Origin of the sequence: Allohahella marinimesophila (assembly GCF_039538005.1) — a bacterium.
GTDB classification, from domain to species: Bacteria; Pseudomonadota; Gammaproteobacteria; order Pseudomonadales; family Oleiphilaceae; genus Allohahella; species Allohahella marinimesophila.
On the sequence record NZ_BAABBO010000018.1, the window covers coordinates 77725 to 100451 of the forward strand.

At 55.9% G+C, this 22727-nt stretch carries 29 protein-coding genes; 14 read left to right on the forward strand and 15 right to left on the reverse strand.

The features are described from left to right. Positions 1–4 precede the first annotated feature (4 nt). The 6 genes from ABD735_RS16925 (at position 5) to ABD735_RS16950 (ending at position 3523) form a co-directional block, all read left to right on the forward strand. Positions 5–388, forward strand: a complete 384-nt coding sequence (locus ABD735_RS16925; RefSeq protein WP_344808649.1) for a HesB/IscA family protein — start codon at positions 5–7, stop codon at positions 386–388. Positions 389–391: 3 nt separating this feature from the next. Next, positions 392–934, forward strand: a complete 543-nt coding sequence (gene sufT / locus ABD735_RS16930; RefSeq protein WP_344808651.1) for a putative Fe-S cluster assembly protein SufT — start codon at positions 392–394, stop codon at positions 932–934. Then, positions 934–1395, forward strand: coding sequence for a SufE family protein (locus ABD735_RS16935; RefSeq protein ID WP_344808653.1), 462 nt, complete (start codon positions 934–936; stop codon positions 1393–1395). Before sufT ends, ABD735_RS16935 begins: the two co-directional genes overlap by 1 nt. Positions 1396–1401: 6 nt before the next feature. Further along, positions 1402–1713: an SGNH/GDSL hydrolase family protein gene (locus tag ABD735_RS16940; protein WP_344808655.1), complete on the forward strand. Its 312-nt coding sequence runs from the start codon at positions 1402–1404 to the stop codon at positions 1711–1713. Between the two features lie 274 nt (positions 1714–1987). Then, positions 1988–2674: an immunoglobulin domain-containing protein gene (locus tag ABD735_RS16945; RefSeq protein ID WP_344808657.1), complete on the forward strand. Its 687-nt coding sequence runs from the start codon at positions 1988–1990 to the stop codon at positions 2672–2674. A 162-nt stretch (positions 2675–2836) separates the two neighbouring features. Continuing rightward, positions 2837–3523 (forward strand): immunoglobulin domain-containing protein, encoded by a 687-nt coding sequence (locus ABD735_RS16950; protein WP_344808659.1) that lies wholly within the window; start codon positions 2837–2839, stop codon positions 3521–3523. 4 nt (positions 3524–3527) lie between these two features. On the opposite strand, the gene ABD735_RS16955 is transcribed toward ABD735_RS16950, so the two are convergent. Together ABD735_RS16955 and ABD735_RS16960 are read right to left on the reverse strand one after the other, a co-directional pair. Further along, complete coding sequence (locus ABD735_RS16955; protein ID WP_344808661.1) at positions 3528–4895, reverse strand: flagellar assembly protein T N-terminal domain-containing protein; 1368 nt, start codon at positions 4893–4895, stop codon at positions 3528–3530. Between the two features lie 4 nt (positions 4896–4899). Next, positions 4900–5667: an LPP20 family lipoprotein gene (locus tag ABD735_RS16960; protein WP_344808663.1), complete on the reverse strand. Its 768-nt coding sequence runs from the start codon at positions 5665–5667 to the stop codon at positions 4900–4902. Between the two features lie 246 nt (positions 5668–5913). Between ABD735_RS16960 and ABD735_RS16965 the strand changes: the two genes are divergently transcribed. Beyond that, positions 5914–7116: an acetyl-CoA C-acetyltransferase gene (locus tag ABD735_RS16965; RefSeq protein ID WP_344808665.1), complete on the forward strand. Its 1203-nt coding sequence runs from the start codon at positions 5914–5916 to the stop codon at positions 7114–7116. Positions 7117–7120: 4 nt separating this feature from the next. Beyond that, the gene (locus tag ABD735_RS16970; RefSeq protein WP_344808667.1) at positions 7121–7585 is read left to right on the forward strand and encodes a tRNA (cytidine(34)-2'-O)-methyltransferase; all 465 of its coding nucleotides are present in this window, start codon (positions 7121–7123) and stop codon (positions 7583–7585) included. 25 nt (positions 7586–7610) lie between these two features. Here the strand turns inward: ABD735_RS16970 and ABD735_RS16975 are convergent, their stop codons facing one another. The 6 genes from ABD735_RS16975 to ABD735_RS17000 all read right to left on the reverse strand — a co-directional run bounded on the left by ABD735_RS16975 (position 7611) and on the right by ABD735_RS17000 (position 11636). After that, positions 7611–8015 (reverse strand): ectoine synthase, encoded by a 405-nt coding sequence (locus tag ABD735_RS16975; protein ID WP_344808669.1) that lies wholly within the window; start codon positions 8013–8015, stop codon positions 7611–7613. Between the two features lie 30 nt (positions 8016–8045). After that, the gene (gene ectB / locus ABD735_RS16980; protein WP_344808671.1) at positions 8046–9371 is read right to left on the reverse strand and encodes a diaminobutyrate--2-oxoglutarate transaminase; all 1326 of its coding nucleotides are present in this window, start codon (positions 9369–9371) and stop codon (positions 8046–8048) included. Between the two features lie 122 nt (positions 9372–9493). Beyond that, positions 9494–10021: a diaminobutyrate acetyltransferase gene (gene ectA / locus ABD735_RS16985; RefSeq protein WP_344808673.1), complete on the reverse strand. Its 528-nt coding sequence runs from the start codon at positions 10019–10021 to the stop codon at positions 9494–9496. Between the two features lie 273 nt (positions 10022–10294). Beyond that, the gene (gene secB / locus ABD735_RS16990; protein ID WP_344808675.1) at positions 10295–10813 is read right to left on the reverse strand and encodes a protein-export chaperone SecB; all 519 of its coding nucleotides are present in this window, start codon (positions 10811–10813) and stop codon (positions 10295–10297) included. A gap of 40 nt (positions 10814–10853) precedes the next feature. Continuing rightward, positions 10854–11117, reverse strand: coding sequence for a glutaredoxin 3 (gene grxC, locus ABD735_RS16995; protein ID WP_344808677.1), 264 nt, complete (start codon positions 11115–11117; stop codon positions 10854–10856). 45 nt (positions 11118–11162) lie between these two features. Continuing rightward, positions 11163–11636 (reverse strand): rhodanese-like domain-containing protein, encoded by a 474-nt coding sequence (locus ABD735_RS17000; protein WP_344808679.1) that lies wholly within the window; start codon positions 11634–11636, stop codon positions 11163–11165. 223 nt (positions 11637–11859) lie between these two features. On the opposite strand from ABD735_RS17000, the gene gpmI reads away from it, so the two are divergent. The 4 genes from gpmI to ABD735_RS17020 all read left to right on the forward strand — a co-directional run bounded on the left by gpmI (position 11860) and on the right by ABD735_RS17020 (position 17053). Further along, complete coding sequence (gene gpmI, locus ABD735_RS17005) at positions 11860–13437, forward strand: 2,3-bisphosphoglycerate-independent phosphoglycerate mutase (RefSeq protein ID WP_344808681.1); 1578 nt, start codon at positions 11860–11862, stop codon at positions 13435–13437. Positions 13438–13516: 79 nt separating this feature from the next. Next, on the forward strand, positions 13517–14716 hold the full coding sequence (locus ABD735_RS17010; RefSeq protein ID WP_344808683.1) for a murein hydrolase activator EnvC family protein: 1200 nt from the start codon (positions 13517–13519) through the stop codon (positions 14714–14716). Between the two features lie 53 nt (positions 14717–14769). After that, the gene (locus tag ABD735_RS17015; protein WP_344808685.1) at positions 14770–16161 is read left to right on the forward strand and encodes a S41 family peptidase; all 1392 of its coding nucleotides are present in this window, start codon (positions 14770–14772) and stop codon (positions 16159–16161) included. 67 nt (positions 16162–16228) lie between these two features. Beyond that, a complete protein-coding gene (locus ABD735_RS17020; RefSeq protein WP_344808687.1) occupies positions 16229–17053 on the forward strand; it encodes a divergent polysaccharide deacetylase family protein in 825 nt (274 codons plus the stop codon). On the opposite strand, the gene ABD735_RS17025 is transcribed toward ABD735_RS17020, so the two are convergent. From ABD735_RS17025 to ABD735_RS17050, 6 genes are all read right to left on the reverse strand, one after another. Continuing rightward, a complete protein-coding gene (locus ABD735_RS17025; protein ID WP_344808689.1) occupies positions 17026–17481 on the reverse strand; it encodes a DUF2244 domain-containing protein in 456 nt (151 codons plus the stop codon). The genes ABD735_RS17020 and ABD735_RS17025 overlap by 28 nt on opposite strands. 61 nt (positions 17482–17542) lie before the next feature. Continuing rightward, positions 17543–18316: an imidazole glycerol phosphate synthase subunit HisF gene (gene hisF, locus ABD735_RS17030; RefSeq protein WP_344808691.1), complete on the reverse strand. Its 774-nt coding sequence runs from the start codon at positions 18314–18316 to the stop codon at positions 17543–17545. Positions 18317–18330: 14 nt separating this feature from the next. Beyond that, positions 18331–19098: a 1-(5-phosphoribosyl)-5-[(5-phosphoribosylamino)methylideneamino]imidazole-4-carboxamide isomerase gene (gene hisA / locus ABD735_RS17035; protein WP_344808693.1), complete on the reverse strand. Its 768-nt coding sequence runs from the start codon at positions 19096–19098 to the stop codon at positions 18331–18333. Positions 19099–19155: 57 nt separating this feature from the next. Then, positions 19156–19809: an imidazole glycerol phosphate synthase subunit HisH gene (gene hisH, locus ABD735_RS17040; RefSeq protein ID WP_344808695.1), complete on the reverse strand. Its 654-nt coding sequence runs from the start codon at positions 19807–19809 to the stop codon at positions 19156–19158. Between the two features lie 4 nt (positions 19810–19813). Continuing rightward, a complete protein-coding gene (gene hisB, locus ABD735_RS17045) occupies positions 19814–20458 on the reverse strand; it encodes an imidazoleglycerol-phosphate dehydratase HisB (RefSeq protein WP_344808697.1) in 645 nt (214 codons plus the stop codon). Positions 20459–20510: 52 nt separating this feature from the next. Further along, positions 20511–21002 carry an SRPBCC family protein gene (locus ABD735_RS17050; protein ID WP_344808699.1) on the reverse strand — a complete coding sequence of 164 codons (492 nt, stop codon included), beginning with the start codon at positions 21000–21002 and terminating at the stop codon, positions 20511–20513. A gap of 64 nt (positions 21003–21066) precedes the next feature. Between ABD735_RS17050 and mutY the strand changes: the two genes are divergently transcribed. Together mutY and ABD735_RS17060 are read left to right on the forward strand one after the other, a co-directional pair. Beyond that, entirely contained in the window at positions 21067–22218 is a 1152-nt protein-coding gene (gene mutY, locus ABD735_RS17055; protein ID WP_344808701.1) for an A/G-specific adenine glycosylase, read from the forward strand. Continuing rightward, positions 22215–22490, forward strand: coding sequence for an oxidative damage protection protein (locus tag ABD735_RS17060; RefSeq protein ID WP_344808703.1), 276 nt, complete (start codon positions 22215–22217; stop codon positions 22488–22490). The genes mutY and ABD735_RS17060 overlap by 4 nt, the downstream gene beginning before the upstream one ends. A gap of 32 nt (positions 22491–22522) precedes the next feature. On the opposite strand, the gene ABD735_RS17065 is transcribed toward ABD735_RS17060, so the two are convergent. Then, on the reverse strand, positions 22523–22681 hold the full coding sequence (locus tag ABD735_RS17065; RefSeq protein WP_344808705.1) for a YqaE/Pmp3 family membrane protein: 159 nt from the start codon (positions 22679–22681) through the stop codon (positions 22523–22525). Positions 22682–22727: the final 46 nt, after the last annotated feature.

The window sequence follows — 22727 nt, forward strand, 5'->3', positions numbered from 1 at the left end:
CGCTATGACTGCACAGGTAAACACGGTTGAGCCCACCGCCCGCGGGCGTACCCTTGAGCTCACAGAGAATGCCAGAGCCCACATCGCGGGTCAGATGCAAAAACATCCTGACGCGGCAGCTTTCAGAATCGGCGTGAAAATGAGCGGCTGCTCCGGCTATATGTATGTTGTTGATGTGGCAGATGCCATCTCAGCGGAAGACGAAGTGTTCGACTTTCAGGGCACGCGCGTGGTGGTCAGCCGCCAGGCACTACCAGTGCTGAGTGGCACGACTGTCGATTTCGTCAAGCAGGGGCTGAACTCCATGTTCCGCTTCCACAACCCCAACGCGGGCGCCTCATGCGGTTGTGGTGAAAGCTTCACCACCGACACCCTCGTAACGGAGTAACAGATGGCACTGGAGCGTGAAGTCGTACTCACCAAGCGGCCCTGTACAGCAAGGCTGGTGCCCGATGGCACTGAAATCGAGGTGCCTGCTGATGTCTTCGTGACCATTACCCAGGCGCTCGGCGGCAGTTTTACGATCGTCTACAATGGCAATATGGCTCGTATCGAGGCGAAAGATGCCGATGCACTCGGCAAGAGTCTCTTCGACTTCGAGTTCTCTGAGCCCGTGGAAGGTGAAGTCAGTGAAGCTCACGTCTGGGACGCGCTCGGCGCAGTTTACGATCCGGAGATTCCCGTCAATATCGTGGACCTGGGACTGATCTACCGAATGGAGATATGTCAGGACGGCGATGAGAATATCGTCGAGATCGATATGACATTGACTGCGCCAGGCTGCGGCATGGGCCCAGTTATCGCTGATGACGTGAAGTCGAAGGTGTCTATGGTGCCGAATGTCGACAGGGTCGAGGTCAAGATGATATTTGATCCACCATGGGACAACGACCGCATGTCGGAAGTCGCCAAGCTTGAACTCGGGATGCTGTGATGGCCCTGTCCAAATCTGAACTGGATAGCCTGCTCGAGACCAACCCACTCGGTAGCGAAGTCACACTCGACGAAGTCAAAGAGAACTTCGAGTTTCTTGAAGATTGGGAGGACCGTTACGGCTACATCATCGAGCTTGGGCGAAAATCGCCACCTGTTCCGGAAGAAGCCCGGACCGAAGACAATCAGATTTTCGGCTGTCAAAGCCAGGTTTGGTATCTCGCCACGAGAGATGAGCAGACAGGCGTACTACGAGTGCTGATCGACAGCGATGCGCATATCGTCAAGGGTCTTGCCGCGATCGTCATGCTGGCAACCAATGGTAAACCTGCAAAACAGGTGGCCGATGCCGATCTTCATGCCGTCTTTGATGAACTCGGCTTGCTGAACCACTTGAGTCCGACTCGGGGCAATGGACTCAGAGCCATGATTGGCACTATTCAGAACATCGCACGAAGTTAAATTGCTTTGACCTACCCGCATTCAAGCGCCCAGCTGATGCGCTGGCGGTCCAGCTACCTTCGCCCCCTGGTTTTTCTCCTCTTCGCGTGGCTACTGCAGGGCTGCGATCAGCCCCCTCAATATTCTCTTCTGCCAGCCGATGCCACCTTCTTCGCCGAGCTGGCAGATGAGGAAGCGGTGCTGTTGGTGCCTGACGTCTTCTCGCGAATATTGTCCTCCGAAAGCTTGCGTTCAGATCGCATTCACCCCAACGCCGAAGGCTATCGCGAGCTGGCTGAAGGTATTGAAGAAGTCCTCAAAGAGTCTGGCTTGCTATAGGTCGGCGGTGAGACCCCTCGACTGATCACAACTTGATCAACTCCAAAGCCACTTTCCAAAACGTTATTAACTCTTCAAATAGGATATGACATCTGACTTGTCCAATCCATGATGCCAAAAGAATGTGCACCAGCTCTCACTTCAATGAATTGATAGGTATTTTGACGTAATCCTTGCGTCTTTCTATCCATAAAAGTGACGCCCGTCGCTGTACGAGCTTCTACTCATCGTAGACTGCCCGCCTTGTTAAGGAATTGTAATCAAGGATGGCAGTATGAATTTCATATCACTCACCAGATTCTTCTCCGCTTTTATTTTGATAACGCTGCTGGGACTCCAGGGCTGCTATGAACAGAGCTCACCGGGCACGAATGATGCCATCACCGATTCAGACGATAACTCTGAAACACCCCGCCAACAGGCAGGCAATAGCAGCCGGGACTCTGTAGAGATCTCCCTGCATCCCATGTCCCAAAGCGTGCATACCGCGCAGAGCTTCACGCTGAACGTGAGTGCAAGCGGCAATAAGGTACTGCGTTATCAATGGCGCAAGAACGGCAAGGTCATACGCGATGCCGTTCGGCCGAACTATACAGTACAGCGGGCCAGTGCCGCGGATGCAGGGAGTTATGAAGTGATCGTCATGAGCGGCAGGCGCTTAGTGATGTCGCGGATCGCGCGAATCACCGTCGGCTCCGATCGCAGCGCTAGCCTCTCATGGGCACCACCGGCGAAAAGGGCTGACGGCTCCCCGCTCGCTGAAGAGGAGATTGCTGCCTATCGGATCTACCACAGTAACGATGACGGCAGTATCGGCCGTGATTACGAGGTTGACCCCAGCCAGCAGCGCTTCGAACTCACCGACCTTCCCCGCGGTGCTCACCACTTCGCCATCGCCACCGTCGATATCAACGGTATGGAGAGCACGCTCTCTGCAGTAGTCACAAAACGAATTCTGTAGGCAAGACTTTGTGACCTGGCCCGCACAATTGCACGTTTAATGAGCTGCTGACAAATACTTGACGCTTTTAGTGCCTCAAAAGTGACGGTATTCCAGTGAAATCGATGAGCCAACCATAAACTGATCTCAACTTGTTCGAGATTAGTTTTAAGGGTGGCAGACATGACTATCAAATCATTCAACAGATTCTTCACCGGCAGCGTACTGCTTGCCGTGCTTGGCCTGCAGGGTTGCTACGAGCAGTCGACCAAAGACTCCACCAGCCCGATTGCCGGATCAGATGCCAGAGAAATCGATAGCAATACCGGTAGCAACAAGGTCAACGGTGGCAAGGTAGAGATATCCCTGCACCCTGTGTCGCAGACCGTCTTTCTGAATAAGAGCGTTACGCTGAATACTAGCGCCACTGCCAAGGGCGTTATCAAGTATCAGTGGCGCAAGAACGGCCAGCCAATTGCCGACGCGGTCAGATCAAGCTTTACTATCAGCAATGCTGCTCAGACTGATGCCGGTAGCTATGATGTGCTGATTACCAGTGGCAAGACCACAGCGACAACCCAGGCAGCCAATCTTGCGGTAAGTGTAGATCGCAGCGCACGTCTGTCATGGGGCGCTCCGAGCAAGCGTGTCGACGGTAGCCCGCTGACGCCAACCGAAATTGCCGCCTACCGCATTTATCACACCAGCGCTGATGGCAACATAGGTCGCGACTACACGGTGGATTCGTCACTACAAAGCTATGCACTTGACGGCCTGCCAAGTGGTGAACATCATTTTGCGGTAGCGACGGTAGATCTCAACGGCGAAGAAAGCGATCTCTCCGTGGTAGTCTCGAAGCAGATCATGTAAGGATCTACCAGAAGATCAGCACGTCACCTTTCTGCACATTGTAACGGCCAGGGTCGGCCGGCAATGTAGCCAGAGAAAAAAGTGGCTGAACATGTGAAACATTGGCCACCAGTTTCAGATCCAGCAGTTCCCGTCCCAGCATCTCACCATCCATATAGAGTTCCCGTGATCGATACACCTGAAAGCGGTCGCCAGGTCGGATGCCAGTCACGCTGCCCTGCTTCAGCATCACGCGCTTGTCATCGAGGCCGGCTATGCGGGTCATGAAAGGCTGACAGGCAGTATTTGCTTCAACATCAGCGGCCATCTGGCGAGCCACACTGATCACGGCCTGACCGTAAGGCATATTCAGAAAGGCAGCATCATCCATCTGCAGGGCGGTTTCAGCCTCGGCGTCATAGCGACCCTGAACCTGATACCGCTGCTGATAAATCAGGGCTCCACTGAAACCATCATGAATAAAGAGATCGGCTTCGAACCAGCGCTGCTTGTTGGTAGTGCCGAGCAGATCACGCACGCTGGTATAGACAGAGTTGCTATAGGCATCAGCTGATTCCACGTCCATGCGCCGGATCACACCGGATACGATGAACTGGGTCCCGAAATCTTCTGCCAGACCAAGGCTCTGTTGAGGCCCGACGCCGTGCTCATTGCTCGCGGGCGCATTGCGGGCATCGGGCAGCACATTGATATCGGTGACCAGCACCGGATCCAGACGCTCGGAATTTTTCAGGAATTGCCCAACGCGTGCAGGGAAGCTGCGCTGAAAGTCGTTCAGCCGGCCCAGGCCGGCATCCTGAGCATTATCAATGCGGAAGCCGGTGACGGCTACCGAACGGCGCAGGTGCGCGCTCTGGCTTGCCTCCGCAGGACATAGCGGCAAAGGCTGCATGAAGGCCTCAACCGCCATCAATATGCTGCCCTCGGTGAGCTGCTCATCGTTCCAGACCACCTGCGTAGCCCGTGCCCTGGTCGACAGGGTGGTCTTCGACTTCAGTAAACGCCCGCCCTCCATCGTTTCCGAGCTGGATATATCAGCTTCATAAGACAAGGCAGCATTTCTCAGGGCATCCTTCTGAGCGGCCACTCTCGCAGCCTGGGCATCCCCACCAATCACCGGTGCCTCACCGATAGCACGCACCCACGCACCATTACCCTGCCATTGCAGAACGCCAATCCTGAGCTGGCCACGGGAGAGTTTCTCGCGAAGCGGAAGGCCGGCTACTTCGGCCGCCGGGACTACTGCAGCTGGCACGGCCACATTTCGCTGTGCTGCCTGTCGCTCTGCCTGACTCGCCATCACGGGCACTGCGCTCAATATCAAACCTGCGGTGGTAATACCTGCGAATAGACGTCCTCTTCCGACTTGCATTAATTTACTCCCCCTGAGGCCTGTCGTTTGCTGGCGCATACAGTCCACTCCCCTTTCGTGCAGACTCGATCAGGCGCTTGCGACCCTCAGCGGTAGCCGGGCGAATGCTTCGAACCGCCTCTGGCTCCTGAGCTATCTGTGCCTGTATCGGCAAATCAGCTTCCACCTGCGAGCTGCGATCGTCTGACCTCCAGTTGGCTGATGGCACCGACACAGCACTGTAGCTGGTCAGCCCAGAATCTGCCGATGGCATGGGCAGACGGCAGTCCGCGTCGTAGCGGAAATAGTTGAGACTGGTGAGACAACGCTGAAAGCGTCCATCCAGCGAGACCTCCATAAGGGTTTCATATCCACCGCCAGACAGCTCTGTCGTGCTCAGAACCCTTGCGCCACGCACCACCGAATCGACCAGGGTGCGGAAGCTGTCGTGCTGGAGCACCAGGTCGTTGACGCTCGAAGACCCGGTAATCGATGTACCATAGATTCGTTCAGCCAGCGCGCGATAGGCATCCAGTTTGGACGCCCGCATGGCTAGAAGGCGCTTGCGTTGTGACCTGGCATCCGATGCATGTTCATAGGTACCGTAGCCGCTGGCCCTGATGATGATCGGCTCCAGTCGCTCAGGCGCTACCACGCCTTCTGGCACCACCTGAACATGCCCACTACCGGCATCGTGGGTGTGGTGCAGCCATCCTGGGCCGCTTTCGCAGGCACTCAGCAACAACATGGCTGATGCGGTACACAGGCCTAGAAGAGTCGGGCATCTTTTCATAATACAGGTCCAGTAAGTTCGCCAGAGCTTTGACGCAGACAGAACTATATGAAAGATTCATGCCACAGCAGCAGATCAGGCCTGCACCACTATAAATCAGTGGCTTGGGAGAAAGTTTCTGATGCCGTAGCTGGAGAGTGGCAATTTGCTGCCGTCGCCATTGGCCTCACCCCAAGGCTGCAGTAGACTGCCGTACTCACCGCACATAGCACTAGCCGCATTCAAGCCAGGTCAGGAGACAAAAACATGAGCCAGTACAGAGATGTCGTTATCGTAGCGGCCAAGCGAACAGCGATCGGCGCATTCAACGGGGCACTGTCGAGTCAGCCAGCCCATGAACTGGGGGCTGCCGTGTTGCGTGACATTCTGAAGTCCACCGGCATCGCGCCCGAAAGCGTCGATGAAGTGATTCTTGGCCAGGTCCTCACGGCAGGCTGTGGCCAGAACCCGGCGCGCCAGGCTGCGATCTCCGCCGGTCTGCCCGACACCGTATCGGCGATGACGATCAACAAGGTCTGCGGAAGCGGCCTCAAGGCCATTGGCCTGGCGTCGCAGGCGATCGCTACTGGAGAAGCAGACATCGTCTTCGCTGGCGGGCAGGAAAACATGAGCCTGTCGCCTCACCTCCTGCCGAAGTCTCGCCAGGGCCAACGCCTCGGCAACTGGGAACTTGTCGATTCGATGATCAAGGACGGACTGTGGGATGCCTTCAATCAATATCACATGGGTATCACCGCCGAAAACGTCGGCGAGCAGTACCAGTTCAACCGAGAGGATCTCGATGCTTTTGCAGCGGCATCACATCGGAAGGCTGTCGAAGCCCAGCAGGCAGGCCGCTTCAATGACGAAATCGTCGGCATCCAGATTCCTCAGCGCAAAGGCGATCCGGTCACCGTGAATCGCGATGAGGGGCCACGTGGTGATGCCGATGCCCTCAGTCTCGCCCGTCTCAAGCCCGCGTTCAAAAAGGACGGACTGATCACCGCCGGCAACGCCTCCTCACTGAACGATGGCGCTGCTGCGGTGCTTTTGATGAGCGCTGAAAAGGCTGCTGAACTTGGTCTGACACCACTTGTGAAAATTGCAGCCTTCAGCAGCGCGGGCGTCGACCCCTCGATCATGGGCACTGGGCCCATTCCTGCCACCAGACGCTGTCTTTCTCGAGCTGGCTGGGAACTGGATCAGCTGGATCTGGTCGAAGCCAACGAGGCTTTTGCGGCACAGGCCATGGCCGTGAACCAGACCCTGGGCTGGGACACCAATCGAATCAACGTCAATGGTGGTGCCATTGCGCTTGGCCATCCAATTGGTGCATCGGGCTGCCGCGTCGCCGTCACGCTCATTCATGAAATGATCCGACGCGATGCTGCAAAAGGACTGGCGACATTATGTATCGGCGGCGGAATGGGTGTGGCCCTCGCCGTGGAACGCCTGGCAGACTACAAGTAGTCGCGTGTTTCATATTGCGCTGTACGAGCCGCAGATTGCGCCGAATACCGGCAATATCATGCGGCTCGCCGCCAATAACGGCTGCAGGCTACATATCATCGGTCGTATGGGCTTTGTGCTGGAAGAACGGAAATTGCGTCGGGCCGGGCTCGATTACACCGATCTGGACAATCTGACGATTCATCGGGACTTCGAGTCATTTCAAAGTCTGATTGCGGGAAACAGGCTATTTGCGATCACCACCAAAGGCAGTCGTTCACATTCCAGTGTGGACTATCACGAGGGGGATGTGCTTCTGTTTGGGTCGGAAACCAGCGGTTTACCGCCAGAAATATTGCAGTCGCTGCCAGAACAGCAGCGACTGCGAATCCCCATGATGCCGAATAACCGCAGCCTGAATCTCTCCAATGCCGTAGCTATCGTCACCTACGAGGCCTGGCGCCAGTTTGGGTTCACTGGCGCCATTTAGTGCCTCTTGAGGGACACTGAAGTTTTCAGCCTTCTACAGCTTCAGCTTCGAGCTCATAAGCGCCTTCCGCGTTATGAACTTCCTTGCCGGACAGTGGCGGATTGAAGACACACGCCATCTTCATTTCCTTGAACGCTCGCAGAATATGCTTGTCGTTCTTGTCCAGTATATAGAGCGTGCCTGGCTTGATCGGATGGACCACGCCATCGGCGACCGTTTCCACTTCACCCTCACCTGAAATGCAGTACACCGACTCCAGATGATTCTGATAGTGGATGCCGAAATCAGCACCCGCGTAGATAGTAGTGATGTGGAAAGAGAAACCCATCTTGTCACCCTTGAGCAGCATTCGGGTACTTTCCCAATTGCCGTCTGGCGACACGATACGACGATTACTCTTTTCAGCTTCTTCAAGATTTCTGACGATCATACTGATTCTCCCATAGCTGAGTACCTGAACTCAGCTGACTGCCTTGAGGGTGTCTTGCGGCTGCTGTGACTCGAAGAATACTTCCTCTTCAGGAATCGAGTCTTCACCGCGACAGATTTCCTTCACTGACTCTTCAAGGATATCGATGCCCCTGGCAAGATTCTCATCGGTAATGACCAATGGGCACAGCAGTTTGACGACGTGATCATCGGCACCACTGGTTTCGATCATCAAGCCTTTCTGGAACGACAGCTTGGTAATCTTGCCGGCAATTTCACCGTTCACGCAGTTGATGCCCTGGAACATGCCACGACCACAAGCGGTGAAGTTGCCTTCACCATATTTGGCCACGATCGCGTTCAGTCGCTTGGTCATATACTCGCCCTTGCGAATACATTCCTTTGAAAACTTGTCGTCCGACCAGTAATGATCGATCGCAGTCTTGGCCGTGATGAAGGCGAGATTGTTACCACGGAAGGTACCGTTGTGCTCACCTGGCTTCCACTGGTCCAGCTCTGGACGGAACAGAACGACTGCGAACGGCAGACCGTAGCCCGACAATGACTTGGACATGGTGACCATATCTGGATCGAGGCCGGCTTCTTCAAAGCTGAAGAAGGTACCTGTTCGGCCACAGCCCGCCTGAATGTCGTCGACGATCATCAGCACGTCGTGCTTGCGGCATACAATCTGAAGACTCTTCAACCAGTCCATGCTAGCGGCGTTGATACCGCCTTCGCCCTGGACTGTTTCCACAATAACGGCTGCTGGCTTGTCGATACCACTACTTGAATCAGACAGCACCTTATCGAGGTATTCTGTAGTGTCGAAGCCCTCGCCAAGATACTCATCGTAAGGCACTCGGCTCGTGCCACCCAGACCGATACCGGCAGCACCGCGATGGTGAGAATTGCCAGTGACGGCCAAAGCACCCAGGCTCACGCCATGGAAGCCGTTGGTGAACGAAATGATGTTCTGTCGGCCAGTCACTGTACGAGCCAGTTTCATGGCCGCTTCAACAGCGTTTGTACCTGTAGGACCAGTAAACTGGACGACATAATCCAGGCCACGTGGCTTGAGAATCTTCTCATTGAAGGTCTTCAGGAATTCGGCCTTGGCCACTGTATACAGATCAAGACTGTGGGTGATCCCATCGGCCAGAATATATTCGACCAGCTTTTCCTTGAAGATATCGTTGTTGTGGCCGTAATTCAGCGTGCCGGCACCTGCCAGAAAGTCGAGGTACTCATTGTTCTCGTTATCGTATAGAAATTCGGCTTTGGCGCGGTTGAACAGGCGCGGGAAGGATCGTCCATAAGATCGTACTTCTGATTCGATTTCTTCGAAAATTTTCATAGTGAACTCCTATCAATTCATTCTGTCATTCATGACGCTACTCAAGCGTTGGCGCAGCGTATTCATGAACGGATCAAACGTGATCCGGCGGGCCTGCTCAGGCCTGCCGACTTGCAATGCGACTAATGCGCGAAAGGTCCGATGCTCACAAGCATCTCGGTGTCATGGCGATCGTCAAAGTGTGTTTTACGATCGAACATCACCGAGGTATTTAACGGAGCGTCTAGGTTTTTTGCGAGCCGCTGAAACAGGCTCCAGGACGCTTCATTGTTTTTGGTGATCGTGGTCTGCAGCTCGGTGACCTGGCTGCACTGAGTGCGGCCGAGGATTTCTTCGAGCATGCGACTGGCCAGTTTCTGGCCGCGGGCGCTTTCGTGGACTGCAACCTGCCAGATGAACAGCACGTTGGGTCGGTTCGGTATCAAATACCCGGATATGAATCCGCACAAAACGTCGTTACGAACTGCGGCTACGGACGTGCCAGCAAAATGCGACGCCTGCAGTAAGTTGCAGTACATCGAGTTCGTATCAAGAGGGGGGCAGAGACTTATCAAGTCAAATACAGAGGCACCATCCTCTGCGCGTGGTTCCCGAAGCGTGATGTTCGACTGCTCTGGGGCATTACTCTTTAAGCTCTCAGTGTCTGTCATCCTGCTCCTGTCCGATTGCTACATTTTCAGAACGCGACGTATAGAAACAGCTTTGGGGGGGTCATGTCAAATGAGAGGAGTCTGAAATGGCCATGAAACAGGCGGCAAGCGATAGCGTATGATGTTGATTGTAAAAGGATTTGCAGCTGCGTGCAGAAAGAGGAATTATATATACCGTTATCTTTTGTGAAATTTTCTTGACAAGTAGCCACTAAGCCATGAGCGAATACCCGGCTCCCAACAGGAGCCGGGCAAGCTGATCAGCGCTCAGCCCTAGTGGGTACCGCCGTCAGCGCCATTGCCCGGAGCAGCGCCCTGGGCTTCTGCCTGCTTGCGACGCACAGCATCCGCAAAAATTGCGTCGAAGTTGACTGGCTGCAGCATAAGCGCCGGGAAACTACCTTTGACGACGAGAGAGTCGATGGTCTCACGAGCATAAGGGAAGAGAATATTCGGACAGAAGGCGCCGAGTGTCTGTGCCAGCTGCTGTGGCTCAAGCCCTTCGATCATGAATACACCGCCCTGCTGGATCTCCACCAGAAAAGCCGTATTGTCACCGACCTTTGCGGTCACTGTGAGGGTCAGCACGACTTCCCACTGACTGTCGTTCAGCTGCTTGTTCTCGGTATTCAGGTCGAGATTGACCGCGGGCTTCCAGTCCTGCCCGAATACACCTGGTGAACTGGGCGATTCGAAGGAAAGGTCCTTCAGATAGATTCGCTGTAGTGCGAAAGAAGGCTGCTTTGCTTTACCGCTGGTATTCGCGGCCGCCTGGCCCTGTTCATCTGCCATATCATGGTTTCCTTATTGTCTGTACTCGTGGTTTTATTGGTTAACGCCCAGCCAGCAGAGCATCGAGCTCCCCTGCCCTGGCCAGTTCGTGGAGCTCATCACAGCCACCGACATACCTGTCGCCAATCCAGATCTGCGGGACACTGGTCCGGCCTCCGGCCTTCGCCGACATTTCGCGCCGCAGCGCTGCATCCGAATCCACTTTGATTTCATTGAACTCGGCACCCTTGCCTTTCAGCAACTGCTTTGCACGCACGCAGTAAGGGCAGAAGGTCGTGGTATATATAACGATTTCGGCGGACATGTCATGATCTCCCGACAACTGGTTTTCAGCCTCGCATGGGCTGGTTCAGGACTTGTTCTTCGTCTTCGCGTTCGTTGTCTTGACGTTATTGGCCTTGCTGCCGCCGGGCTGAACAAGTGGCAGGTTGGCCGATTGCCATTCGACGACTCCCCCACCCATTCGAACGACGTTGGTATAGCCTGCGGTTTTCAGCAGCTTGACCGCGCTGCCCGAATGCTGGCCCATCTTGTCGACGACTACAATGGTCTTTTCGCCAAACTTCTTCAGCTCGGGAGCCCGATCCTTCAGCGCCGAGTAAGGAATGTGGTGTGAACCGGTAATAACACCCTTTGCGATGTCCTTCTTGTCGCGGACGTCGACCACCACACCCTGGTCGCGATTCAGCAGCATGACGGTTTGCTGCGGCGTCAGCGTCTTGCCTGAACGCTTCTTTTCCGTAAAGAGAAGTGCAATCAGCAATCCGACAAATACTGAACAGAGTATCCAGTTATTGGTAACGAATTCGATAAACTGGGACATGTAAATTCCTGGCCGGGGCTCACAGAGGCGAACGAGAAAAGCTTTGAAAAGCGAAGGGTCGGCATTATACACACTGCTGGCAGCAAGCTGAAGCGACTGTCTGCTGTATACTGGGAGAACTGTCTGCCGCCAGCGCCGGAATGACCCTGTCACTGATGTCACTTTGACTGCGGCCATGACGCCGTTACACTTATCTGCCGATCAGCCCCACAGGAAGGACTACATGCAAGGCTCCAGCACGAACGCCGACACCCAATCACGTAAAGCACCGGCCGTCTTACTGATACTTGATGGATGGGGGCATCGTGAGGAGGCCGACAACAACGCCATTTTTCATGCCTACACCCCCTACTGGGACAAGATCTGGCATGAACGCCCGCACACCCTTATACAGACTTCCGGTGAAGCCGTTGGGCTACCTGAAGGGCAGATGGGCAACTCCGAAGTAGGCCACATGAACCTCGGCGCTGGTCGCACTGTCTATCAGAGCCTGACGCGTATAGATAAGGATGTGAAGGAAGGCGGCTTCCCGAACAACCCTGTCATCGGCAAAGCCCTGCAGAAGGCGATTGAAAACAATTCACGGCTTCACATCTTCGGCCTCGTCTCCTCCGGAGGCGTGCACAGCAGCGAAGAGCACATTCTGGCACTGTGCGATGCAGCGAAAGCGGCTGGTGTGAAGAGGCTTCGGGCCCACGCTTTCCTCGATGGCCGTGATACCCCCCCGCGTAGTGCTGGATCCTCTCTCGAAAAACTGCAATCCAGGCTGGCGTCGCTTTCTTCAGACGAGCAGTTCGACGGCCGGATCGCCTCCATCATCGGTCGCTATTATGCCATGGACCGGGACAATCGCTGGGAGCGGGTAAAGGCTGCGTACGACCTGCTGACCGATGCCAAGGCCGAATACTCCGCAGCGGATGCGATGGCCGGCCTGCAGGCCGCTTATGATCGCGATGAAAACGATGAATTCGTCAAGGCTACAGCCATCGCCGAGGCAGACGGTCGCATAAAGGATGGCGACGTGGTCATTTTCATGAACTTCAGGGCAGACCGCGCGCGCCAGCTCAGCCGGGCTTTCGTTCACCCGGAACAGACCGATTTCGACAAGGCCCGTATTCCAAAGCTGGGCACCTTCGTGACGCTGACCGAATACGCTGATGACATCGATGCCGAGTGCGCCTACCCACCCGCCGCCATACATATGGGCCTGGGCGAATACATGGAAAAGCTCGGCAAGACCCAGCTCAGGATCGCCGAAACTGAAAAATACGCTCACGTCACATTTTTCTTCAGTGGCGGCCGGGAAGATGAGTTCAAGGGCGAAGACCGTATATTGGTCCCCTCCCCGCAAGTGGCCACCTACGATCTCGAGCCGGAAATGAGCGCTCCGGAGGTCACTGATCAACTGTGTGACGCCATCGTTTCCGGGAAATATGACCTCATTGTCTGCAACTACGCCAATGGTGACATGGTGGGCCATACCGGCGACTTCGAAGCAGCCGTGAAGGCAGCCGAGTGCATTGATGTCTGCGTCCAGCGTGTATGCGCAGCGGTAGAGCGAATGCACGGTCATTGCCTCATCACGGCTGATCACGGCAACCTTGAGGAAATGATCGATCATAGTGGAGAGCTTCATACCCAGCACACCACTGGCCCGGTGCCTCTGGTCTATGTGGGCGGCGCAAAGCTCGAGCTGACCGAAGGTAGCCTGAGCGATATCGCGCCATCCCTGCTGACGCTGATGGGGCTTGAGCAGCCAGAAGAGATGACTGGTCGCTCGCTCGTCCGCTCGCTTGCTTAAACTGCAATCCCATTCGAAAGGTGCGCCGCGGGGCAGTATTGCTCCCCGGCGTGTGCCCAGGGTACTTGCGGTCGCGCTGATGGCCCTGATTGGTCTGCTGCCGGCAACGTCCGGTATCGCTGCGCAGAATTCGTCGCTCGAGGCTGACGAAGTCAAGCGCATCAACAAGCAGATACAGGCCAGGGACGCAGAAAAGCTCAAGGCACTCAAGGCTGCGATACAGAAGGCCCAGGCCAATCTCAAAAGCAGCAGCTCGGCGCTGAGCAGGAATGAGACTGCGCTTCGGGCTGTCGAGAAGTCCGTGGATGCCAAAATCGTTGCCTTGAGGGCACTCGACGCCAAGCTGAAGCAGACCAGATCAGAACTCGACTCACTGCAGACCACGGGAGAGCAGTTGCAGGACGACCTCGAGGCTGGCCGTTCACGAATTGAAGCCTTGCTCAGAGCAGCTCATCGCGCGGGGCAAGTGCCAGCCCTGGCGATGCTTCTGGGGAGCGAAGACCCCACTTCTGCTCAACGCAAACTGACTTACCTGAGCTATTACTCAACTGCTGAGCGGGAAAAGTTGCTCGCTTACCGCGATCAGCTCGACGCCCTGCAGCAGAACCGCGATGCCGTGGAGAGCGCAGCAGCGAGGCTCGAGGCCACGCGCGCGCAGCTTGCCGGCGAACGCCTTGAGCTCGAGCGCGAGCAGCAGCGGCGCGAGCAGCTCGTCGCCAGCTTGAGGAAGGAAGTCGGCGGAGAACAGTCCCGTCTGGCCAGGCTGGAAGCCGATCAGAAGTCGTTGAGCGCCCTGGTCAAGGAGATGAACGAGACGCTGGCGCGGATAGACCTGGCCTATGAAGCCGAGGATTTCGCGAAGAGAAAAGGTGCGCTGCGCTGGCCTCTGGACGATGCTGCCCTTGCCAGTATCGGCGCCAGAACCGGCTCGAAAGGGAGCGCCTGGAAACTGCCCGCCTTTCGCACTTCCTTGCGGGAGGGTAACGGCTTGTTCATCAGCTTGCCGCCCAGCTCGCCGGTCCACTCTGTCCACCAGGGCCGTATCGTCTTTGCCGATTGGCTTCGCGGCTTTGGCCTTCTGTTGATTATTGATCACGGGGATGGTTTTATGACGCTCTATGGTAACAACCAGGCGCTGTATGCCCACACTGGCGACCAGGTTCGCAGTGGCGACATCGTAGCAAGCTCTGGTAGTAGCGGTGGTCGGCCCGAAGCAGGTTTATACTTTGAAATTCGCAAGGATGGCCGACCCCAGAATCCGCTGCCGTGGCTGAGATGATCAGGTCACGCCCATCCGCAGCTTACGTCCAGCCTCACTTCAGGAAGATTACTATGCATTTCGTTCAACGGGTCATGGCTGCACGTCGCAGTTCACGCACTATATTCCCGTGGCTTTTTTCGGCTGCGCTCTGCCTTCTGCCAGTGGCTCATGCCGCTGACGAAGAGTCGGATGCGGCGGAAGTACCTGCTGCAGAAGCTCCGGCCGCTGACGATGCGCTGACAGTCGAGTCGGTGCCATCAGCTGTGCCTGTTGATGATATTCGTAAATTTGCAGAAGTCTTCGATCGCATCAAGAAAACATACGTCGAAGAAGTCGACGATGCGACACTGCTCAATAGTGCTATCCGGGGCATGCTGTCCGGGCTCGATCCTCATTCAGCCTATCTTGAACCCAGTGCATTCGAAAGCCTGCAGGAAAGCACCACTGGCGAATTCGGTGGTCTGGGCATCGAGGTGGGGATGGAAGATGGTTTCATCAAGGTCATCACCCCCATCGATGACACCCCGGCGCAGAAGGCTGGCGTCGAAGCCGGTGATCTCATCATCAAGCTGGATGACAAAAGCGTCAAAGGCATGACGCTGGACCAGGCTGTTGATGCCATGCGCGGTCCACCAGGCTCTGAAGTCACGCTCACGATTGTTCGCGATGGCGAGGAAGGTCCGCTGGAAATTGCAGTAGAGCGCGCGGTGATATCGGTGAACAGCGTCAAGCGGATGCTGCTTGGCGGCGGTGTGGGTTATATCCGCATTACCCAATTCCAGGCCCAGACCGGTAGCGATTTCACTAAGGCTGTTCAACGTCTGAAGAAGGCCCTTGGGGACGACAACGAGCTGAAAGGACTGGTGCTCGATTTGCGTAATAATCCAGGCGGCGTATTACAGGCCGCTGTTGAAGTATCAGATGCCCTCCTCGAAGATGGCCTGATCGTCTACACCGATGGCCGGATTCGCAGCTCCAAGCTGAGGTTCAATGCCACACCCGGCGATATTCTGGAAGGTGTGCCGGTCGTGGTACTGATCAATGGCGGCTCTGCCTCGGCTTCAGAGATCGTCGCCGGTGCATTGCAGGACAACCGTCGCGCGATCATTCTCGGCACTGATACTTTCGGCAAAGGCAGTGTGCAGACCGTACTCCAGCTGGACGATACTCATGGCCTGAAGCTCACTACCGCACGCTACTACACCCCGAGTGGGCGTTCGATTCAGGCACTCGGTATTGAGCCGGATATCCTGGTAAATCGCGCCAAGGTGACAGAATTGCAGTCATCACCCATATTCAAGGAAGCTGACCTGGCCGGCCACCTGGTGAACGGCGGCAGCAAGAAGGGCAAGGGTTCCGTGATGAGCGAAGAGGACATCAAGGTTGCCAGCGAAATGATCTCGAAGGATTTTCAGCTTCGGGAAGGCCTGAATGTGCTTCGCGGCCTCTCGATTTTGAAGTAGTCGCGGGACAAGGCTGTTGAAGCAAAACTTTTTGCCGTGTTCCCGCTTACGGGGGCGGGCGGGACCGTTGTGGGCAGCTGTCTTGCTCCTGCTAGCGCTACCTCCGTTTGCCGCAGCCGAAGTTCCGTCAGTGCTGGAGATGGAGGCAGGCGGCTATGATGAAGCCCCTTTGCCCGCCATCGCCATTATCATCGACGACATGGGTCACGATAATGGTAATGGGCGTGAAGTCATCGCACTCGATGCACCGCTAACTTTGGCCTTTCTGCCTCATCGTGCTGCGACTGGTCGTCATGCTGCAGAGGCTCACCGGCAGGGCAAGGAAATCATGCTGCACATGCCCATGCAGAATATCTATAGCATGGCGCTTGGTGAAGGCGCGCTCACCGAAGATATGAGCGATCTGCAAATCAAGGCGACCTTACAGAATGCGCTCGACGACATTCCGTTCGTCTCCGGCGTCAACAACCATATGGGCAGTCTGTTGACGCAGGATCGCCGTGCGATGTCCGCCGTCATGACCATTATCCAGCAGGCCCGAATCCCCCCGCTCTACTTTATCGACAGCCGCACCACGGCACAGACGGTCGCGCTGAATACGGCGCTTGACCACGATATCCCAGCGATGAAGCGGGACGTCTTTCTGGATCATGTCGTCGAGCGGGAAGAGATACGTTTTCAATTCAAACGTCTCATCAGCCTGGCACGCAAGAACGGCACAGCGATCGCCATAGGCCACCCTTATCGTGAGACCATCGATGTATTGCGGGAGGAACTTGCGCTGCTTGGAGAGGCTGGCGTGACCATCGCCAGCGTCAGTGGGCTCATGCAAATCGCACAGGATGGTACACCAGCGAGCGTAGACTACGACAGGATCGCAAAGCGGTTCTGATACCCGTCTACCAGTATCCGTAGCTGTCTCAGCAGATGTTCCCGATCTGCCTCATTCAACTCCATGCCAATTGGCACCCTGTTCTGGCGGCAGACCAGGAAGAGCTGCAGACTTTTCCATCTGTCCCTGTCCACCTCTATGCGGGTGGCCACTCTCTCCATTGAACAGCGGAACTCGAGACGACGGTAGCCCCGCTCGAGGGTGACCTCGGTCTCTGACAGCTCGATGATTTCCCTGGTGAGGCAGCGACGGCAAATCCTGTAGGTAAGGTAGGTCAGCAGCGAGAGCTCGATCACTGTGAAAAAGAGCACGAGAGTCGCGCCTATAGTGAAGAGGTAAATCGCGCTAGTCAGTGAGATTAGCGACAGGCAGGCGATGAACCTGAGATTGTTCCGCCAGCCAAACGCATTGTTCGGGGACAGTGTCAATCTGGCACATCCGGGAAACCCACCCGTCTCCACTTCCACCATCTACACTGTCCTCGGCAAATTACAGACGCATTTCAATACCGCGTTCTGCCATGTACTGCTTGGCTTCGCCAATGGTGTACTCGGCAAAATGAAAGATGCTAGCAGCCAATACGGCATCCGCCCGCCCTTCGATGACTCCATCGGCAAGATGCTGCAGTTTGCCAACGCCGCCAGAAGCGATGACCGGCACACTCACGGCTTCGCTGACCGCACAAGTCAGCGCGAGATCGAAGCCATCACGGGTGCCATCCCTATCCATACTGGTCAGCAGGATCTCGCCCGCACCGAGGCCAACCATCTTGCGCGACCATTCGACGGCATCGAGGCCGGTAGGCTTACGCCCACCATGGGTGAAGATTTCCCAGCGTGGGGGCTCGCCTGGCTGCGAGACCTGCTTGGCGTCGATGGCAACCACGATACACTGGCTACCGAAACGCTGAGAGGCTTCGAATACGAATTCAGGATTGAACACGGCGGCAGTATTGATGCTCACCTTGTCGGCGCCAGCGTTCAGCAGATGTCGAATATCCATGAGCTTGCGAACGCCGCCGCCAACCGTCAGCGGGATAAACACGCTCCCCGCCATCCGCTCGACGATATGATAGGTCGTGTCGCGATCCTCATGACTGGCCGTAATATCGAGAAAGGTAATTTCGTCCGCACCTTCTTCGTTATAACGGCGGGCAATTTCTACCGGATCGCCCGCGTCACGGATACCTTCAAACTTCACACCTTTGACGACGCGACCGTTGTCGACATCGAGGCAGGGAATAATACGCTTTGCGAGTCCCATCAGGACGTCCTCTCTCAGCCGTGCTCTTCGCGCATACGGTCGCAGTAAGCCTGCGCCTCGGCAAAATCCAGCGTGCCTTCATAGATGGCACGACCGGAAATCGCGCCCACAATGCCGCCATTGCCGCTCTTTGTACCGCGCAGACAGGCCGACTGCAGGCGAACGATGTCTTCCATTGAGGTAATACCACCCGAAGCGATGATAGGCAGTTCACAAGCGCCAGCCAGCGCTTCTGTGGCGGCCACATTCACGCCCTGCATCATGCCGTCGCGATCGATATCGGTATAGATGATGCTGTTGACGCCAGAATCAGCAAAGTTCCTTGCCAGCGTCTCTGCTCTGACGTTACTGACTTCGGCCCAGCCTTCCACGGCCACCCAGCCATCCTTCGCATCGATACCTACGATGATCTTGCCTGGAAACGCCTGGCAGGCTTCGCGAACGAAATCTGGGTTCTTGACCGCCATGGTGCCGATGATGACGTAATCAACGCCAAGATTGAGGTAGTGCTCGACAGTCTTGAGATCACGAATACCACCGCCGATCTGTGATTCGAGATCCGGATACTCCTGCACGATATCCCGAACGATTTCGCCATTGACTGGCTCGCCAGCAAAGGCGCCATTAAGGTCGACCAGATGGATACGACGAGCGCCCGCATCTATCCAACGCGCCGTTACTTTCAGGGGATCAGTCGAGAAGACCGTGGATTCGTCCATGCGGCCCTGACGCAGGCGCACACATTGACCATCTTTCAGGTCGATTGCCGGGATGACTAACATGAGAGTGACCTCTGATAAATGAATTCGGTATTCAGACCTGGAGGAGCCGCCATCTGGTCAGCAGGACCAGCGGGAAAAATTCTGCAAGAGCCTCAGGCCAGCGTCGTGACTTTTTTCGGGATGAAACTGGGTGGCAAAGATATTGTCTCTGGCCAGGGCTGCCGTTACTTCAACCTCATAAGCAGCGGTAGCGCATACGGATTCGGTTTCGCTGACATCAGCATAATAGGAGTGCACGAAATAGAAGCGAGTGCCATCGGCGATCCCCTCGAACAGTGGATGTGCTGTCGTGCCACCTGCACCAGCCACTTGAGTCACTGCCGACCAGCCCATGTGCGGAATCTTCAGACCTTTTTCCAGCATTCGCTCGGGGAACTTGTGAAGGCGACCGGGTATGAGCCCCATGCCAGCCACACCGCCATTCTCGTCGCTATGGTCCAGCAACACCTGCATACCGACACAGACACCCAGCATGGGACGCCCCAGCGGCAGCCAGCTGTTGATAGCTTCATCGAAACAGAGATGCCTGATTTCCGCCATGCAATCTCGAATAGCCCCTACGCCAGGTAGAACGATGCGGTCGGCCTTGTTCAGCTGCTCCGGATCGGTCAGCAGCGAGACCTTGCTATCGGGGGACACTCGCTGCAGTGCCTTGACCACACTGTGCAGATTACCCATGCCATAGTCGATGACGCCAATCGTACCTGCCATGGCGTTACAGGCACCCCTTGGTGGAAGGCATGATGCCTGCCATGCGCAGATCAGGCTCTATGGCCATCCTGAGCGCCCTGCCGAAGGCCTTGAAGATGGTTTCAGCCTGGTGGTGGGCATTTCGACCCTTGAGATTGTCGATATGCAGCGACACCAGGGCGTGGTTGACGAAACCCTGGAAGAATTCGTAAAAGAGGTCGACATCGAACTGGCCGATACTCGCCCGCGTAAATTCGACATCCATTTCCAGGCCGGGACGACCAGAACAATCGAGAACGACCCTCGACAGTGCTTCATCGAGCGGAACATAGGCGTGACCGTAACGACGGATGCCGGTCTTGTCGCCAAGCGCCTTTGTGAAGGCCTGACCCAGCGTGATACCAACGTCTTCGACCGTGTGGTGCGCATCGATGTGCAGATCACCCTTGGCATGAATACGGATATCGATCATGCCATGACGCGCCACCTGATCGAGCATGTGCTCAAGGAAGGGAACACCGGTGTCAAAGTCGCCCTTGCCGGTGCCATCCAGGTTGATGCTGCAGTTGATCTGCGTTTCATTGGTGTTGCGGGTCACTTCAGCGATGCGGGCCTCACCGAATGAGGTGGTCGAAACTCCGTTGCTGTCGTTCATAGGCGTCTTGGACATGCTTCTATTCCGGCTGTATATATGCGGCGCAGTATACCTGAAGGCGCCTGTATCAACTAGCCAGGCCCTGTTGAAGATTTTCTGTGTAGTCATCAATGAGGGTGTTGAACTCGTGCTTCACCAGTGGGCTGGCAGCCAGCTTCATGATGCCAGGCAGCGGCAAGGTGACCGTACCGGTGTTGCTGAAATGACAGCGGGTGACCTCATTGCCCTGAACGTCGCGCTCGGCTTCGAGCGTCCATTGCCCCTTCACGATGCTGTTGTCATCGCCTGAGGCAGGCTCCTCGATCGGCTCCCAGCGAACAGTGCCGGCAGCCCGATCGCTGATGTAGCGGCAGGCGTATACCGTCTGCAGTGAATGTTTGTCGACGCCTATGCGCTTCAGTGCCCAGCGGTAGCAGTTATCACCCAGGTCGGTGAGCTGCTCGAGCTTGGGAAAATAGGACGCGGATGTCGGTACGTCCGCCAGGACTTCGAAAACGTTGTCCAATGGTGCTTCAATGACGAAGTTCCGTTTGATTTCAGTGGTGATGCTGACTGCCATGGTCTGTTACTCTGCGTGGTATTGGCTTTGATTGCTTTCCATTTCGTCGAACCTTCTTTCGGATATGACCTTGACTGACTTTGCCACTGCCGTACTTGCCTGGGCAGCTGAACATGGCCGCCATGACCTGCCCTGGCAAAATCCGAGAACACCCTACCGTGTATGGGTGTCGGAAATCATGCTGCAACAGACTCAGGTCGAGCGCGTGAAATATTTCTTCGAGCGCTTCATGCAGCGCTTTCCCGACATCGCCAGTCTCGCCGCCGCAACAGAGGCTGAAGTCATGCCCTATTGGGCCGGGCTTGGCTATTATGCCCGCGCCAGAAATCTGCACAAGGCTGCTGGTATCGTCAGTACTACCACAAGCCGCGCCCTCCCTGAATCGCTTGAAGCACTGACGGAGCTTCCGGGCATTGGGCGCTCAACGGCTGGGGCCATACGCTCGCTCGGTCAGGGCGCATACGGCGTGATTCTCGATGGCAATGTCAAGCGCGTGCTGTGCCGCTACGCCGGTATTCGGGACTGGCCCGGTCAGGGCAGTGTACAGAAGTCACTGTGGTCACTGGCCGCCAGTCTTACGCCGACTGCCTCCACCGCAGCCTACAACCAGGCGATGATGGATATCGGCGCTACGCTGTGCACCCGTCGCCGGCCGGCTTGTGAGCGCTGCCCCGTCGCCGAACACTGTGTCGCGAGAGCCAAGGCACTCACTGCTGTGATCCCGGCGCCTAAGCCGAAACAGGTGCGCCCCATTCGCCACCGTTTTGTGCTGGTCGCACACGACCGACGCCGTGTGCTGCTGGAAAAAAGACCCTCATCCGGCCTCTGGGGCGGACTCTGGTCGCTGCCGGAAACGGACAAGGACGCCCCCCTTCCCGAAGCTGGAGAGGTCTTCTCCCGCCTCCTCGGCCTGCCCTTGCATCCAGGCCTCGACAGTTATACCGGATCCACGATACAACATGATTTTACTCACTATCGGCTGATGATGACGCCGGTGTACCTGGCTGTGGATGATGCTAGCGCTGGCACAGTTCATCCAGAGCGGCTCGCTGACGGTACTTACCAGTGGCACGAACTGAAAGGGCTTGATTCAATCGCGCTGCCTGCGCCGATCATGTCCCTATTGAAAACATTCGCCAGAACGGGAGTCGGGCAGTTATCGCTCGATTTTTCCTCTGGAGAGCAACAGGTCTTATTCTTGGAGAACGTACAATGACACGCACAGTGTTCTGTAGAAAATATCAGAAGGAACTGCCCGGACTGGACCAGCCCCCGATGCCCGGCAAGATAGGCCAGGACCTGTATGAACATGTTTCGTTGAAAGCCTGGCTGGAGTGGCTGCAGCATCAGACCTTGCTCATCAACGAAAAGCACCTGAACCTGATGGACCCGGAAAACCGGAAATATCTGCAGGAGCAGATGCACAAGTTCTTTTCAAATGAAGGTGTGGATACTGCAGAGGGCTATGTGCCCCCTGTTGAACCATAAACGGTCGGTCTTCTTGTAAGACTGACAAGATTCTAACGCTTGGCGATGATCCAGACGGCATGAACGATGCCCGGAATATAGCCGAGAAGAGTGAGCACGATATTGATCCAGAAATGCTTGCCGATGCCCACTTGCAGGAAAACTCCCAATGGTGGCAAGAGGATAGCGATCAGGATACGAATGAGATCCATATAAAAACTCCTTGAATGATGAGACCGCGGCGACCAGGCCGCCGCG

Coding starts and splice junctions, on each gene's coding strand:
- ABD735_RS17050 (WP_344808699.1), bottom strand. CDS start 21,002: ATGGCAGTCAGCATCACCACTGAAATCAAACGGAACTTCGTCATTGAA.
- ABD735_RS17015 (WP_344808685.1), top strand. CDS start 14,770: ATGCATTTCGTTCAACGGGTCATGGCTGCACGTCGCAGTTCACGCACT.
- sufT (WP_344808651.1), top strand. CDS start 392: ATGGCACTGGAGCGTGAAGTCGTACTCACCAAGCGGCCCTGTACAGCA.
- ABD735_RS17000 (WP_344808679.1), bottom strand. CDS start 11,636: ATGTCCCAGTTTATCGAATTCGTTACCAATAACTGGATACTCTGTTCA.
- ectB (WP_344808671.1), bottom strand. CDS start 9,371: ATGAAAATTTTCGAAGAAATCGAATCAGAAGTACGATCTTATGGACGA.
- ABD735_RS16945 (WP_344808657.1), top strand. CDS start 1,988: ATGAATTTCATATCACTCACCAGATTCTTCTCCGCTTTTATTTTGATA.
- ABD735_RS16975 (WP_344808669.1), bottom strand. CDS start 8,015: ATGATCGTCAGAAATCTTGAAGAAGCTGAAAAGAGTAATCGTCGTATC.
- ABD735_RS16955 (WP_344808661.1), bottom strand. CDS start 4,895: ATGCAAGTCGGAAGAGGACGTCTATTCGCAGGTATTACCACCGCAGGT.
- hisF (WP_344808691.1), bottom strand. CDS start 18,316: ATGGGACTCGCAAAGCGTATTATTCCCTGCCTCGATGTCGACAACGGT.
- ABD735_RS17060 (WP_344808703.1), top strand. CDS start 22,215: ATGACACGCACAGTGTTCTGTAGAAAATATCAGAAGGAACTGCCCGGA.
- gpmI (WP_344808681.1), top strand. CDS start 11,860: ATGCAAGGCTCCAGCACGAACGCCGACACCCAATCACGTAAAGCACCG.
- ABD735_RS16925 (WP_344808649.1), top strand. CDS start 5: ATGACTGCACAGGTAAACACGGTTGAGCCCACCGCCCGCGGGCGTACC.
- ABD735_RS16965 (WP_344808665.1), top strand. CDS start 5,914: ATGAGCCAGTACAGAGATGTCGTTATCGTAGCGGCCAAGCGAACAGCG.
- hisA (WP_344808693.1), bottom strand. CDS start 19,098: ATGTTAGTCATCCCGGCAATCGACCTGAAAGATGGTCAATGTGTGCGC.
- ABD735_RS16950 (WP_344808659.1), top strand. CDS start 2,837: ATGACTATCAAATCATTCAACAGATTCTTCACCGGCAGCGTACTGCTT.
- hisB (WP_344808697.1), bottom strand. CDS start 20,458: ATGTCCAAGACGCCTATGAACGACAGCAACGGAGTTTCGACCACCTCA.
- ABD735_RS16960 (WP_344808663.1), bottom strand. CDS start 5,667: ATGAAAAGATGCCCGACTCTTCTAGGCCTGTGTACCGCATCAGCCATG.
- ABD735_RS16935 (WP_344808653.1), top strand. CDS start 934: ATGGCCCTGTCCAAATCTGAACTGGATAGCCTGCTCGAGACCAACCCA.
- hisH (WP_344808695.1), bottom strand. CDS start 19,809: ATGGCAGGTACGATTGGCGTCATCGACTATGGCATGGGTAATCTGCAC.
- ABD735_RS17065 (WP_344808705.1), bottom strand. CDS start 22,681: ATGGATCTCATTCGTATCCTGATCGCTATCCTCTTGCCACCATTGGGA.
- secB (WP_344808675.1), bottom strand. CDS start 10,813: ATGGCAGATGAACAGGGCCAGGCGGCCGCGAATACCAGCGGTAAAGCA.
- ABD735_RS17010 (WP_344808683.1), top strand. CDS start 13,517: ATGGCCCTGATTGGTCTGCTGCCGGCAACGTCCGGTATCGCTGCGCAG.
- ectA (WP_344808673.1), bottom strand. CDS start 10,021: ATGACAGACACTGAGAGCTTAAAGAGTAATGCCCCAGAGCAGTCGAAC.
- mutY (WP_344808701.1), top strand. CDS start 21,067: ATGACCTTGACTGACTTTGCCACTGCCGTACTTGCCTGGGCAGCTGAA.
- grxC (WP_344808677.1), bottom strand. CDS start 11,117: ATGTCCGCCGAAATCGTTATATATACCACGACCTTCTGCCCTTACTGC.